Below are 14,509 nucleotides of genomic sequence, written 5' to 3' on the forward strand. Positions count from 1 at the left end.
CAGAGAATTGGCCGGAAAGTCATGTTTTGCCGATTTACCGATCCAACTCTTTGATAGATATGCTTATTTATTCTTCCTAATCGCTATGTCAGGAAAACGGCACGGGCACAAAAAAGCCCGGCGATTGCCGGGCTTCTTGTCACGACTTTGGCGCCGGTTATCCGTAAACCGGCAGCTTGGCGCAGACGGCCTTGACCTTCTCGCGTACCGCGTCGACCACGGACTCGTCGCCCATGTTCTGCAGGATGTCGCAGATCCAGCCGGCCAGTTCCTTGCACTCGGCTTCCTTGAAGCCGCGAGTGGTGACGGCCGGGGTGCCGATGCGCAGGCCGGAGGTGACGAAGGGCGAACGCGGGTCGTTCGGCACGCTGTTCTTGTTCACGGTGATGAAGGCGCGACCCAGGGCGGCGTCGGCGTCCTTACCGGTGATGTCCTGCTTGATCAGCGAGAGCAGGAACAGGTGGTTCTGGGTGCCGCCGGAGACCACGTCGAAACCGCGCTCGATGAACACGTTGGCCATGGCCTGGGCGTTCTTCACGACCTGCTGCTGGTAAGCCTTGAACTCGGGCTGCAGGGCTTCCTTGAAGCAGATGGCCTTGGCGGCGATCACGTGCTCCAGCGGGCCACCCTGGGCGCCCGGGAAGACGGCGGAGTTGAGCTTCTTCTCGATCTCTTCGTTCTTGCGCGCGAGGATCAGGCCGCCGCGCGGGCCGCGCAGGGTCTTGTGGGTGGTGGTGGTGACCACGTCGGCGAAGGGAACCGGGTTCGGGTACACGCCGGCGGCGACCAGACCGGCCACGTGGGCCATGTCGACGAACAGGTAGGCACCGACCTTGTCGGCGATGGCGCGGAAGCGGGCGAAGTCCAGCACCTGGGAGTAGGCGGAGAAGCCGGCAACGATCATCTTCGGCTTGTGCTCGACGGCCAGGCGCTCGACTTCGTCGTAGTCGATCAGGCCGGCGTCGGTGATGCCGTACTGCACGGCGTTGTACAGCTTGCCGGAGGAGGAGACGGAGGCGCCGTGGGTCAGGTGGCCGCCGTGGGCCAGGCTCATGCCGAGGATGGTGTCACCGGCCGACAGCAGGGCCAGGTAGACGGCGGCGTTGGCCTGGGAGCCGGCGTGCGGCTGGACGTTGGCGTAGTCGGCGCCGAACAGCTCCTTGGCGCGGTCGATGGCCAGCTGCTCGACCACGTCGACGTACTCGCAACCACCGTAGTAGCGCTTGCCCGGATAGCCTTCGGCGTACTTGTTGGTCAGCACGCTGCCCTGGGCTTCCATCACCGCCGGGCTGGTGTAGTTCTCGGAGGCAATCAGTTCGATGTGATGCTCCTGGCGCTGGGCTTCCTGCTCCATGGCGGCAAAGAGTTCTGCATCGTAGCGGGCAATGGTCAAATCACGGCTGAACATGGTGGTCACCTGATCAATCAGCGGGCGGTAGTAAGAGTCTGTCCAATGACGCATGGCCGACGCCCAGCGATCGTGAACAGGTTCTAAGGAAGGCGCGCATTCTACCCGATGTGCCGCGCACTGGCACATGAATGGCGGTCAAGTGCCGGACAAGCGGGCCTCACGCGGCCCGCTGCCGCCACTCAGGTCAGCATGAACAGGGCATTGCCGCCGAACTGGGTCTCGAACTGGGCGGCCGCCATCGGCTTGCCGAACAGGTAGCCCTGCACCTCGTCGCAGTCGTGGTCGCGCAGGAAGTCCAGCTGCTCCTGGGTCTCCACGCCCTCGGCGATCACCGCCAGGCCCAGGCTGTGGGCCATGGCGATGATGGCGCGGGCGATCTGGCCGTCCTGCTCGCCCTCGGGCAGGCCGTCAACGAAGCTGCGGTCGATCTTCAGCACGTCGATGGGGAACTGCTTGAGGTAGTTGAGCGACGAGTAGCCGGTGCCAAAGTCGTCCACCGCGATGCACAGGCCGAGCTTCTTCAGGCTGGCCAGCACCTGCATGGTCTCGCCGACGTCGTTCATCAGGATGCTCTCGGTCAGCTCCAGCTCCAGGCAGGCCGGCGGCAGGCCGCTGGCACCGAGGATGCGCGAGATGCGCATGCCCAGCTGGCCGTCGGCGAACTGGCGGGCGGAGAGGTTGACCGAGACCTTGGGCACTCGCACCTTCGCCTCGTGCCAGGCCTTTAGCTGGCGGCAGGCCTGGGCGAGCACCCAGTCGCCGACCTGGGCGATCAGGCCCAGTTCTTCCAGTACCGGAATGAACTCGTTCGGCGCCACCAGGCCGCGGCGCGGGTGCTGCCAGCGCAGCAGGGCCTCGACGCCGGTCAGGCGCTTGCCGTCGCTGGAAAGCTGCGGCTGGTAATAGAGGAGGAACTGGTTCTGCTCCAGGGCGTGGCGCAGGTCGCTCTCCAGCTCCAGGCGCTGCAGCGCGGTGGCGTTCATCTCCGCCTGGTAGAACTGGAAGTTGTTCTTGCCGCGTTCCTTGGCGTGGTACATCGCCGTGTCGGCGTTCTTCATCAGCTGGCTCAGCTCGTCGCCGTCCTGCGGCGCCAGGGCGATGCCGATGCTGGCGGTGACGAAGAACTCGCGACCCTGCAGGACGAAGGGCTGGGCCAGGCTGGCCAGGATCTGCTCGGCCACATGGATGGCGCGGTTCAGCGCACCGGCACGGGTGTTGCGCGCCTGCAGCAGCAGGGTGAACTCGTCGCCGCCCATGCGCGCCACCGTGTCGTCCTCGGCGACGCAGGCGGCCAAGCGCACGGCCACGTCCTTGAGCATGCGGTCGCCGGCGGCGTGGCCCAGGGAGTCGTTGATCGGCTTGAAGCGGTCGAGATCAAGGAACATCAGCACCACCCACTCGTCGTGCCGTTCGGCATGCTGCAGGGCGGTGTGCAGGCGGTCCTGGAACAGGGTGCGGTTGGGCAGCAGGGTCAGGGCGTCGTAGTAGGCCAGGCGGTGGATGCGCTGTTCGCTGGCCTTGCGCTCGCTGATGTCGTTGAAGAAGCACACGTAGCTGGCCAGGTCGCCGTCTTCGTCGTGCACCGCAGTGATGCCGACCCAGGCCGGGAACTGCTCGCCGTTCTTGCGCTTGAGCCATAGCTCGCCCTCCCAGCTGCCGTGCTGGTTGAGCTGGGTGAGGATGTAGGCGAACTGGGCAGCCTGCTGGCGGTCGGCGGTGAGCATGCCCGGCAGCTGGTCGAGCACCTCGGCGCCGGCATAGCCGGTGAGGCGCTGGAAGGTCTCGTTGATGCGCACGATGTAGCCGGCCGGATCGGTGACCAGGATCGCCGCCGTGGAGTGTTCGAATACCGTGGCCGCCATGCGCAGGTCGCGCTCGGCGCGGCGCTGCTGGGTGATGTCGCGGCCGATGCCGAGCACGCCCTCGAAACGGTCCTGTTCGTCCCACATCAGCGACAGGCGCATCTCCACGGTGATCTTGCGGTCGTCGGCGCGCAGACAGTCGAAGATGAAGGTACGTCCGGCCAGGCTGGTCTGCAGGCGGGCCAGCTTGTCCGCCTCGTTGAGGGCGCCGCGCACCTGCTCGATCAGTTGCAGCAGGCTGGCCAGCTGGCGTGGGTTGGTCACGGTGCCGAGCAGGCCGTTGTCCAGCAGCCATTCCGGGCTGTAGCCGAAGAAGGTCTTGGCCGACGGGCTGACGTAGTTGAGCTGCAGCGTGTTGTCGGTGGACAGGATCACGTCGCTGATGCTCTCCGCCAGTAGGCGATAGCGCCGCTCGCTGTCGCTCAGGCTGGCCTGGGCGGCGATCTCGCCGGTGATGTCCTTGGCCACGCCGATCAGGCGGCTGACCCGGCCGTGGCGGTCGCGGCTGAGGGCATGCTCGCGGATGTCGAACCAGTGCCAGCTGCCGTCGCGATGGCGCCAGCGCAGCTGGAAATGCAGCTGCTGGCCCTGGCCGACCACCTTCTGCAGGTTGCGCAGGCGCTGGTACAGCTCGACGTCGTCGGGGTGCAGGATCTTCTCCCACAGCTTGTCGCCGAAGCGGCGCATCTCTTCCTTGCTGTAGCCCAGGTCCGGGCCCAGGCGGTTGTTGCTGAACATCACCCGCATGGTGCTCATGTCGTGCACGTAGAGGGTGTCTGGCACCGAGCGCAGCACGTCGGACCAGAAGCGCTCGCGCTCCACCAGCGACAGCTCCACACGCTTGCGGCTGGTGATGTCGTGCACGCTGAGGGTTACCGCGCGCAGTTCGTCGCGGCTCTCGGGAAGCTGCAGGTTGAGCCACACGTAGCGCTCGTGGCCCTGGGGCGTGTGCATGCGGCTCTCGACCATCATGTCGCGCTCGCCGTCGAGCAGGGTGGTGATCAGCGCATGGCGGGCGCCGCCCTGGCGCAGCGGGGCGTAGCCGATCAGGTGGTCCCAGACCTGGTCGGGGCTGTCCACGCCGAGCAGTTGCAGGGCCACCTTGTTCACTTCGCTGATGCGGATGCGCTGCAGCAGCTCGACATGGTGCTGCGGGTCCAGGTTCAGCCAGGTCTGCAGCTGGCTGCTGTGCTGCAGGCCCTGGGCCTCGAGGAAGAGGCGCAGGTCGAGCAGGTCGAGCACGCAGAGGGCCACGCCGCTGCCTTCGAAGATGTCCTGGTAGCGCCGGCGGGTGTCCTCCAGCACATGCAGGGCCTGGCGTTCCTCGGTCACGTCGCGCAGTACCCAGGCGCGGCCCGGCTCGGGGTTGTCGGTGTAGAGGGCGTGGCAGGTCACGTCGAACAGGCGCCGTTCGCCGTCGAGCAGCACCTCGATGGGCTCGGCCTGCTCGTGGAAGGCGCTCTCCAGCCAGGGTGCCAGCGCCGGCAGCAGCTGCAGCACGTGCATCTCGCTGGCGGTGGCCAGATCCAGGCCGAACATCCGCTCGGCCCGCGGGTTGAGGTAGCTGATATGGCCGTCGGGCTGGGTCACCAGTACCCGCTCGTCGATGGCACCGAGGGCGCCGATGGCGTCTTCCATGGAGCGGCGCGACAGCGCGTGGTAGGCGCGCAGGCGGCTCTGCTCGCGCAGCAGGCCGAACAGGGCGAGCAGGGCCAGGGCGCCACAGAGGATGAACAGCAGCAGCTTGCTGGCCTGGCGCGGCAGCAGCTCGGCACGCAGGGTATTGGCGTCGAACAGGGGGACCAGCTTCCAGTCACTGCCCGCTACCGGCAGCTCGGCGATGATCTGCTCCCTCTCGCTGGCGCTGGGCTGGGCGGCCCCCTCGTTCACGGGCTGGCGCAACATCACCTGGCCGCTGACGCTGTCCAGCAGCAGCCAGGGCGTCTCGGCGGTCTGTGGCGGCAACCAGTTGCGCAGGGCCTGGTCCCGCAGGCGCACGCGCCAGCCGCCCTGGTGATCGGGGCGTGGCAGGTCGAGCAGCAGCAGGCCGCGGTCCTGGGCGAAGTGATAGGGCTGGTCGCTGACGAAGGGCACCGGGTTGCCGAGGGTCGGCTGGCTGTCCACCAGCGGTTTTCCGCCGGCATCGAACCACACCAGGCTGTGCAGGGCCGGGAAGACGCCGCGCAGCCGCTGCAGCAGTACGCTCTGCTCGTCCGCCGCCAGCGGCCGGTCCGCCGCGGTGGCGAGGAAGGCCAGGCCGGCCTCGGCCTTGAGACGCATGGTCAGGCCAAGGTGGTTGCGCTGCTGCTCGGCGTGGTCCAGGTGATGGCGTCGCTCGCTCTGCTCCTGGTTGCTGGCCTCCTGCTGCAGCTGCCACAGCAGCAGGCCGAGCATCAGCGCGACCAGCAGCCCCAGGGCGCCTTTCAGCGAACCACGGTGGGGCCGGGCGAGCGGATCGCCAGAAGAACGGGAAGAAGGAGGGCGGGATCGTGACACGCGTATAACCCTGCTGATACAGCTGCCGGATCGGGGCCTTGCCTGGCAATCGGAACCGCGTAGCATGCCCGGAAAAGCGGCCAAGTGCTATCACTGTCCATCGGGTCCGGTTTGCCCCTCCGGGAGCATTCCGGTAGCTTTGCCGCACGCGCGTGGGCGCGCGGAGCTATGATGCTCCCTGCCCCAGAGTATTGCTCAGCGGCCGGTCGGTCGCTGGCGCATTTACCTCTCAATCCCTCAGTTACGCAGAACCAAGGTCATCCATGGCTCAATACGTCTACACCATGCATCGGCTCGGCAAGGTCGTGCCGCCGAAGCGGGAAATCCTCAAGAACATCTCCCTGTCGTTCTTCCCGGGCGCCAAGATCGGCGTACTCGGCCTCAACGGCGCCGGTAAGTCGACCCTGCTGCGCATCATGGCCGGCGTCGACACCGAGTTCGACGGCGAAGCCCGCGCCATGCCCGGCATCAACGTCGGCTACCTGCCGCAGGAGCCGCAGCTCGACCCGAGCAAGAGCGTGCGCGAGATCGTCGAGGAGGCCGTAGGCCAGATCAAGCAGGCCCAGGCCCGCCTGGACGAGGTGTATGCCGCCTATGCCGAGCCGGATGCCGACTTCGACGCCCTGGCCGCCGAGCAGGCCAAGCTGGAAGCCATCCTGCAGGCCAGTGACGGTCACAACCTAGAGCGCCAGCTGGAAGTCGCTGCGGACGCCCTGCGCCTGCCGGCCTGGGACGCGCGCATCGAACACCTGTCCGGTGGCGAGAAGCGCCGCGTGGCGCTTTGCCGCCTGCTGCTGTCGGCCCCCGACATGCTGCTGCTGGACGAACCGACCAACCACCTGGACGCCGACTCGGTGGCCTGGCTGGAGCACTTCCTCCACGACTTCCCGGGCACCGTGGTGGCGATCACCCACGACCGCTACTTCCTCGATAACGTTGCCGGCTGGATCCTCGAGCTCGACCGCGGCGCCGGTATTCCGTACGAAGGCAACTACTCCGGCTGGCTGGAAGCCAAGTCCGAGCGTCTGGCCCAGGAATCCAAGCAGCAATCGGCCCACGAGAAGGCCATGAAGGACGAACTGGAGTGGGTGCGCAAAGGTGCCAAGGCCCGCCAGTCCAAGTCCAAGGCCCGTCTGCAGCGCTTCGAGGAGATGCAGTCGCAGGAATTCCAGAAGCGCGCCGAGACCAACGAGATCTACATCCCGGCCGGTCCGCGCCTGGGCGACAAGGTCATCGACTTCAAGAACGTCACCAAGGGCTACGGCGACCGCGTCCTGATCGACAACCTGTCGTTCAGCATCCCGAAAGGCGCCATCGTCGGCGTGATCGGCGGTAACGGTGCCGGTAAGTCGACCCTGTTCCGCATGCTGATGGGCAAGGAAACCCCGGATTCCGGCAGCATCGAGCTGGGCGATACCGTGCAGCTGGCCTGCGTGGACCAGAGCCGCGACGACCTGGACGGCAGCAAGACCGTGTGGGAAGCCGTGTCCGACGGTTTCGACATGATCAAGATCGGCAACTATGAAGTCCCGTCGCGCGGCTACGTTGGCCGCTTCAACTTCAAGGGCGGTGACCAGCAGAAGTTCGTCAAGGACCTCTCCGGTGGTGAGCGCGGCCGTCTGCACCTGGCCCTGACCCTGAAGCAGGGCGCCAACGTGCTGCTGCTCGACGAACCGTCCAACGACCTCGACGTGGAAACCCTGCGTTCCCTGGAAGAGGCGCTGCTCGACTTCCCCGGCGCCGCCATCGTGATCTCTCACGATCGCTGGTTCCTGGACCGCGTGGCCACCCACATCCTGGCGTACGAGGACGACTCGCACATCGAGTTCTTCGAGGGCAACTACACCGAGTACGAGGCCGATCGCAAGAAACGCCTGGGCGACGCCGCCGCGCAGCCGCACCGCGTGCGTTACAAGAAGCTGGCGCAGTAAGCGACCGGCATCAGCCAAGGAAAAGGGGCCTCAGGGCCCCTTTTTCATGCCCAGGTGTTCGACTATCTGCTCGACTATTGCCTCGGGCGGGCGGCGGCTATCGAGAACCATGGCCTCGCCCGCCTGTGGCGGTTGCAGCAGCTCCAGCTGGCTCTCCAGCAACTGTGGCGCGAAGAAATGCCCCTGTCGCTGGCGCAGCCGTGCGGCCAGCAGTTCCGCCGGGCCGTCGAGATAGAGGAAGTGAACGTCTGGGTCGCCCTGGGCGAGGAGTTGCCGATACTCGCGCGTCAGGGCCGAGCAGGCGCAGACCAGCGGCCGGCCACTGTGCCGATGGGCCACTATCGCCTCGTGAATCGCCTGCAGCCAGGGGCGCCGGTCGGCATCGGTGAGCGCCTTGCCTGTGCTCATCTTGGCCTTGGCCGAGGCGTCGTGGAGGTCGTCCGCGTCGATGAAGTCCCATTGCAGGCGCGCCGCCAACGCCTGGCCGATGGTGCTCTTGCCGCTGCCGGCGGGGCCCATGACGATCAGCGTCATGATTGCCCTCAGCCCTTGACGCATACCACCTGGCGCAGCGTATGCACCACCTCCACCAGGTCGCGCTGGGCGGCCATCACCGCGTCGATGTCCTTGTAGGCCATGGGGATTTCGTCGATCACGTCCTTGTCCTTGCGACATTCCACGTGGGCGGTGGCGCGCTGCTGGTCCTGCGCTGAGAAGCGTTTCTTCGCCGCCGTGCGGCTCATCACCCGGCCGGCGCCATGGCTGCAGGAACAGAACGCCTCGGCGTTGCCCAGACCGCGCACGATAAAGCTCTTGGCGCCCATCGAGCCGGGGATGATGCCGAGCTGGCCGCGCTGCGCCGACACCGCGCCCTTGCGGGTGACCAGCACCTCGCGGCCGAAGTGCTGCTCGCGCTGCACGTAGTTGTGGTGGCAGTCGACCGCTTCCAGTTGCGCCTCGAAGGGCTTGCGGATCACCTGGCGGGCCGCCGCGATCACGGCGAGCATCATCAGGGCGCGGTTCTGCCTGGCGTAGTCCTGGGCCCACTCCACCGCCTCCACATAGTCGGCGAAGTGGCGGCTGCCTTCCTCGAAGTACGCCAGGTCCCTGTCCGGCAGGTTGGCGATGTGCTGGCGCATGTCGGCCTGGGCCAGCTCGATGAAATGCGTGCCGATGGCGTTGCCCACGCCGCGCGAGCCGCTGTGCAGCATGAACCAGACGCGCTGCGCCTCGTCCAGGCAGACCTCGATGAAGTGATTGCCTGTGCCCAGGGTGCCGAGGTGCTGGCGGTTATTGGTCTTCTCCAGGCGCGGGTACTTCTCGGTAATGCGCCTGAAGCGCCCGGCCAGGGCCTTCCACGCCTGGTCCGCCTGGGCCGGCACATCGTTCCAGGCACCCTGGTCGTGCTTGCCGAACGTCTTGCCGTGGGGCACCGCCTTTTCGATGGCGCTGCGCAGGCCGTACAGGTTGTCGGGCAGGTCGGCGGCGCTCAGCGAGGTGCGCGCGGCGATCATGCCGCAGCCGATGTCCACGCCCACGGCGGCGGGGACGATGGCGCCGAGCGTGGGAATCACGCTGCCGATGGTCGAGCCCTTGCCCAGGTGCACGTCCGGCATCACCGCCAGATGCTTGAAGATGAACGGCAGTTTCGCCGTGTTGATCAGCTGCTGGCGCGCGGCGTCCTCCACCGGCACGCCACGGGTCCAGAGCTTGATCGGCTTGCCGCCGGCGACTTCCAGCAGCTGGGGAGAGGAATCTTGCATGATGCTTTCCCGCAGGTTCGATGGCCCATTGTGCGCCTTGCTCCCAGTCAATGCAGGGTTGGCAGAACGGGCCACACTGAAAACATCACCCGCGAGGAGGCTGCCATGACCAGCTTCGATCCCCACGCCGCGCTGGACCGGCTGTACGACGAGTACAGCCGGCGCGCCAATGCCATTCATCATGATCTCGGCCTGCAGCGCAGCGCGGACTTCGCCGAGCAGGCGGGTGAGCGGCAGAACGACGAGGTGCTGCACGCCCTGCTGGCCGAGGCGCAGGCGGGCTTGCGCCTGGTCGGGCTGGCCCGCCTGCATCTGGCCGATGGCAGTTATGGGCAGTGCCAGCGCTGTGGCGAGCAGATTGAGCAGGCGCGGTTGCAGGCCCTGCCGGCGGCGGAGTTCTGCCTGGCCTGCGCCGACCGCGCCGGCGTCTGACGCGCGCCTTGCCAGCGGCGCCGAGGCGGCGCCAGAATGGCTCCATCTCGCGGCTAGCCCGCTTCGACAAGGACTTCCGATGCCCGAATCCTTCGCTGCCAGCCTGCGCCTGGCGCCCGATGCCCTGACCCGCCCCTGCGCCCCCGACCAGTTCAACTTCACCACCACCGACGATCTGGAACCTTTCCGCGGCGTGCTCGGCCAGGAGCGCGCGGTGGAGGCGTTGCAGTTCGGCGTGGCGATGCCGCGCCCAGGCTACAACGTGTATGTCATGGGCGAGCCGGGCACCGGTCGCTTCTCGTTCGTGCAGCGCTATCTCAAGGCCGAGGCCAAGCGCCAGGCCACGCCGGTGGACCGCGTTTACGTCAACCATTTCGATGAGCCGCGCGAACCCCGCGCGCTGGAATTGCCGGCCGGCACCGCGGCGGCCTTCATCGCCGATATCGGCCACCTGATCGACAACCTGCTGGCGACCTTCCCGGCAGTGTTCGAGACGCCCACCTACCAGCAGAAGAAGAGCGCCATCGACCGCATCTTCAACCAGCGCTACGACAAGGCCCTGGACCTGATCGAGAAGCTTGCGCTGGAGAAGGACGTCGCCCTGTATCGCGACAGCAGCAACATCGCCTTCACCCCGATGAAGGATGGCAAGGCCCTGGACGAGGCGGACTTCGCCCAGCTGCCGGAGGCCGAGCGCGAACGCTTCCACGAGGACATCTCCGAGCTGGAGGAGCGCCTCAACGAGGGCCTGGCCAGCCTGCCGCAATGGAAGCGCGAGACCAGCAACCAGCTGCGCCAGCTCAATGAAGAAACCATCACCCTGGCCCTGCAGCCATTGCTGGCGCCGCTGTGTGAGCAATATGCGGAGAATGCCGGCGTCTGCGCCTATCTGCAGGCGGTGCAGGTCAACCTGCTGAAGACGGTGGTCGACCAGTTGCTGGACGACAAGCCGGACGCCCAGCGCCGCGAGATGCTCGAGGAGCAGTACAGTCCCAGCCTGGTGGTCGGCCATCACGCCGACGGCGGCGCGCCGGTGGTGTTCGAGTCGCACCCGACCTACGACAACCTGTTCGGCCGCATCGAGTACAACACCGACCAGGGCGCGCTCTACACCAGCTACCGCCAGCTGCGCCCGGGTGCGCTGCACCGGGCCAACGGCGGCTATCTGATCGTCGAGGCGGAGAAGCTGCTCAGCGAACCCTTCGTCTGGGACGCGCTCAAGCGCGCCCTGCATTCGCGCCAGCTGAAGATGGAGTCGCCGCTCGGCGATCTCGGCCGCATCGCCACCGTGACCCTGACCCCGCAGCTGATCCCGCTGCAGCTCAAGGTCATCATCATCGGCTCGCGCCAGCTGTATTACACGCTGCAGGACCTGGATTCGGACTTCCAGGAGATGTTCCGCGTGCTGGTGGACTTCGACGAGGAGATCCCGGTCGCCGACGATAGCCTCGAACAGTTCGCCCAACTGCTCAAGACCCGCACCTCGGAGGAGGGCATGGCGCCGCTGACGGCGGCCGCCGTGGCGCGTCTGGCCACCTACAGTGCGCGCCTGGCCGAGCATCAGGGGCGTCTGTCGGCGCGCATCGGCGACCTGTTCCAGCTGGTCAGCGAGGCCGACTTCGTGCGCCAGCTGGCCAATGATGCGACCACCGACGTCGGCCATATCGAACGGGCGCTGAAGGCCAAGTCCGACCGCACCGGGCGGGTCTCGGCGCGGATCATCGACGATATGCTGGCCGGCATCATCCTGATCGATACGGCCGGCTCGGCCATTGGCAAGTGCAACGGCCTCACCGTGCTGCAGGTCGGCGACTCGGCCTTCGGCGTGCCGGCGCGCATCTCCGCTACCGTCTATCCGGGCGGCTCGGGCATCGTTGATATCGAGCGCGAGGTCAGCCTGGGCCAGTCGATCCACTCCAAGGGGGTGATGATCGTCACCGGCTTCCTCGGCAGTCGCTATGCCCAGGAATTCCCCCTGGAGATTTCCGCGAGCATCGCTCTGGAGCAGTCCTACGGTTATGTGGATGGCGACAGTGCCTCGCTGGGCGAGGTCTGCACACTGATCTCCGCCCTCTCGCGCACGCCGCTCAGGCAGTGCTTCGCCATCACCGGCTCGATCAACCAGTTCGGCGAGGTGCAGGCGGTCGGTGGGGTCAACGAGAAGATCGAAGGCTTCTTCCGCCTCTGCGAGGCCCGCGGCCTGACTGGCGAGCAGGGGGTGATCATCCCGCACTCCAATGTCAGCAACCTGATGCTCGACGAGCGGGTGCTGCAGGCGGTGCGCAATGGCCAGTTCCATGTCTATGCCGTGCGCCATGTCGACGAGGCGCTCGGCCTGCTGCTGGGCGAGCCGGCTGGCGCGCCGGATGCCAAGGGCCAGTTCCCCAAGGGCAGCGTCAACGCGCGGGTGGTGGAGCGTCTGCGCAGCATCGCCGAGATGGGCCTGGAGGAGGACGAGAAGGACAAGGAGCCGAAGATCAAGGAAGTGAAGACCCGGGCCAAGCCGGCGGCCAAAACGTCCAAGGAGTGACGCTGCCAGTCGCGCGACAACTGGTCAGTCACTGCGCATTCCGACGACGCCCGCAGCGGGCGTCGTCGCAGCCGGTTTTCCCCCGCTCCATCCACAGAGTTATCCACAAGGCGCGGGGATAACTTTACCTTCCCGAATCGGCGCGCCGGGGTGTAGGCTGAAAGCCAGACCTTGCGAGGACCGCCGTCATGCCGCGCAGCCTCTGTCTCACCCGTCAGTGCCTCGGCCTGACTACCCGCATCGAATGCGAGATTCGTCCGCTGGCCGGCGGACGTGGTCTGTGGACGCTGTTGTGCGCGGCCGGTATGTCCGCCGCGCAGCCTTCGGCGATCAAGGCGCAAGGCCCATTCCACGGGCCTCTGGTGGCCGAGGCGGTGCTCGATTCGATCGCCCAGTGCCTGGCGGTGCAGGGCTATGAGCCCTGCACGGAGCCGATGATCTGGTGCCTGCATCTGCGCGCCGAGCTGCGCAAGCTCAATGGTGAGGGCTGCCGCCATCTGGGCGACTATCAGTTCCGCCCGGAGAGTTGAGCGCCCGACTGAGCGCTTTTTGCCCAACCCGTGACGACCTCCCGCGACGAGTGGTATGCAGCCATCCTTCCCGCACCTGCCCACAAGGTTATCCACAGTAAGCGGGGATAAAAATCCGCAACGTTTGTCGCCTTGCCCGCGAGGGCTGGCTGGGTATACTCGCGACCAGTTTTTTTGAGGATGGATTTCCATGGAACGCTTTATCGAAAACGCGATGTACGCTTCGCGCTGGTTGCTGGCGCCAATCTATTTCGGCCTGTCGCTGGGCTTGCTGGCGCTGGCGCTGAAGTTCTTCCAGGAGATCTTCCATATCCTGCCCAATATCTTCTCATTGGCAGAGTCGGACCTGATTCTGGTGCTGCTGTCGCTGATCGACATGGCCCTGGTCGGCGGCCTGCTGGTGATGGTGATGATCTCCGGCTACGAGAACTTCGTCTCCCAGCTGGATATCGATGAGGGCAAGGAGAAGCTCAACTGGCTGGGCAAGATGGATTCCGGCTCGCTGAAGATGAAGGTGGCCGCGTCCATCGTGGCTATTTCGTCCATCCATCTGCTGCGCGTATTCATGGATGCCAAGAACATCGAAACCGAATACCTGAAGTGGTACGTGATCATCCATATGGCCTTTGTGGTCTCAGCCTTCGCCATGGGCTATCTGGACAAGCTGACCAAGCACGATCACTGAGTCAGCCGAGCCGTACCCGCCGCCCGGTCGTTGCGAGACGCCCGGGCGGTTTCGTTTGTGGATGGCTGTGCTAGTCTGGCCGGCCTTTTTCGACCCCCATCTGGAGCCCCGGCGATGTCCGAACTCAACCTGTCTACCGACGAAACCCGTGTGAGCTATGGCATCGGCCGCCAACTGGGCGACCAGCTGCGCGACAACCCGCCGCCCGGCGCCAGCCTGGAGGCCATCGTGGCCGGCCTGCGCGACGCCTTCAACGGTCAGCCCAGCCAGGTTTCCCCCGAAGCGCTGAACGCCAGCTTCCGGGTGATCCGCGAAGTGATGCAGGCCGAGGCCGCCGCCAAGGCCGAGGCCGCTGCCGGTGCCGGCCGCGAGTACCTGGTCGAGAATGCCAAGCGCGAAGGCGTGACCGTGCTGCCGTCCGGCCTGCAGTACGAAGTGCTGGTGGCGGGCGAGGGCGCCAAGCCGTCCCGCGAGGACCATGTGCGTACCCACTACCACGGCACCCTGATCGATGGCACCGTGTTCGACAGCTCCTACGAGCGCGGCCAGCCGGCCGAATTCCCCGTGGGCGGCGTGATCGCCGGCTGGGTCGAGGCCCTGCAACTGATGAACACCGGCAGCAAATGGCGCCTGCATGTACCGAGCGAGCTGGCCTATGGTGGCCAGGCTGCCGGCAGCATCCCGCCGCACAGCGTGCTGGTGTTCGACGTCGAGCTGCTCGACATTCTGTAAGAGGCGATGCCCGGCTGGTCATCCTGACCTGCCCCGGGCACCTGCGAGAGCATCATTGCCCCGCGTGTCTCCCGGCACCTTCCCTGGTGCCGGGCTTGCCGGCGAGGCCGACCCGCGTTGGTCGCCCTCGTCGAGCG

General features: G+C 66.3%; 10 protein-coding genes. 6 read left to right on the forward strand and 4 right to left on the reverse strand.

The genetic code is table 11. The features are described 5' to 3' along the window. Positions 1 to 157: 157 nt before the first annotated feature. Both glyA and OH686_RS15845 read right to left on the reverse strand, forming a co-directional pair. A complete protein-coding gene (gene glyA, locus OH686_RS15840) occupies positions 158 to 1,408 on the reverse strand; it encodes a serine hydroxymethyltransferase (RefSeq protein WP_289539000.1) in 1,251 nt (416 codons plus the stop codon). Positions 1,409 to 1,590: 182 nt separating this feature from the next. Beyond that, positions 1,591 to 5,769, reverse strand: a complete 4,179-nt coding sequence (locus OH686_RS15845; RefSeq protein WP_502942745.1) for a sensor domain-containing protein — start codon at positions 5,767 to 5,769, stop codon at positions 1,591 to 1,593. Between the two features lie 263 nt (positions 5,770 to 6,032). Here OH686_RS15845 and ettA point away from each other — a divergent pair, with 263 nt between their 5' ends. Further along, positions 6,033 to 7,700, forward strand: coding sequence for an energy-dependent translational throttle protein EttA (ettA, locus tag OH686_RS15850; RefSeq protein ID WP_289533829.1), 1,668 nt, complete (start codon positions 6,033 to 6,035; stop codon positions 7,698 to 7,700). Positions 7,701 to 7,730: 30 nt separating this feature from the next. Here ettA and OH686_RS15855 read toward each other — a convergent pair whose 3' ends face one another. Then, positions 7,731 to 8,234, reverse strand: coding sequence for a gluconokinase (locus OH686_RS15855; protein WP_289533831.1), 504 nt, complete (start codon positions 8,232 to 8,234; stop codon positions 7,731 to 7,733). A gap of 8 nt (positions 8,235 to 8,242) precedes the next feature. Next, positions 8,243 to 9,463: an RtcB family protein gene (locus OH686_RS15860; RefSeq protein ID WP_289533833.1), complete on the reverse strand. Its 1,221-nt coding sequence runs from the start codon at positions 9,461 to 9,463 to the stop codon at positions 8,243 to 8,245. 105 nt (positions 9,464 to 9,568) lie between these two features. Here OH686_RS15860 and OH686_RS15865 point away from each other — a divergent pair, with 105 nt between their 5' ends. From OH686_RS15865 to bamJ, 5 genes are all read left to right on the forward strand, one after another. Next, positions 9,569 to 9,895 carry a TraR/DksA family transcriptional regulator gene (locus tag OH686_RS15865; RefSeq protein ID WP_289533834.1) on the forward strand — a complete coding sequence of 109 codons (327 nt, stop codon included), beginning with the start codon at positions 9,569 to 9,571 and terminating at the stop codon, positions 9,893 to 9,895. 79 nt (positions 9,896 to 9,974) lie between these two features. Continuing rightward, positions 9,975 to 12,425, forward strand: a complete 2,451-nt coding sequence (locus OH686_RS15870; RefSeq protein ID WP_289533836.1) for a Lon protease family protein — start codon at positions 9,975 to 9,977, stop codon at positions 12,423 to 12,425. A 188-nt stretch (positions 12,426 to 12,613) separates the two neighbouring features. Beyond that, positions 12,614 to 12,955, forward strand: coding sequence for a PA4575 family protein (locus tag OH686_RS15875; RefSeq protein WP_289533838.1), 342 nt, complete (start codon positions 12,614 to 12,616; stop codon positions 12,953 to 12,955). 190 nt (positions 12,956 to 13,145) lie between these two features. Then, entirely contained in the window at positions 13,146 to 13,640 is a 495-nt protein-coding gene (locus OH686_RS15880) for a TIGR00645 family protein (protein ID WP_289533840.1), read from the forward strand. 114 nt (positions 13,641 to 13,754) lie between these two features. Continuing rightward, positions 13,755 to 14,372 (forward strand): BamJ family beta-barrel-assembly machinery protein, encoded by a 618-nt coding sequence (gene bamJ, locus OH686_RS15885; RefSeq protein WP_192399584.1) that lies wholly within the window; start codon positions 13,755 to 13,757, stop codon positions 14,370 to 14,372. Positions 14,373 to 14,509 lie beyond the last annotated feature (137 nt).

The sequence above is a fragment of the Pseudomonas sp. SO81 genome, assembly GCF_030374125.1.
Classification (GTDB): Bacteria; Pseudomonadota; Gammaproteobacteria; order Pseudomonadales; family Pseudomonadaceae; genus Aquipseudomonas.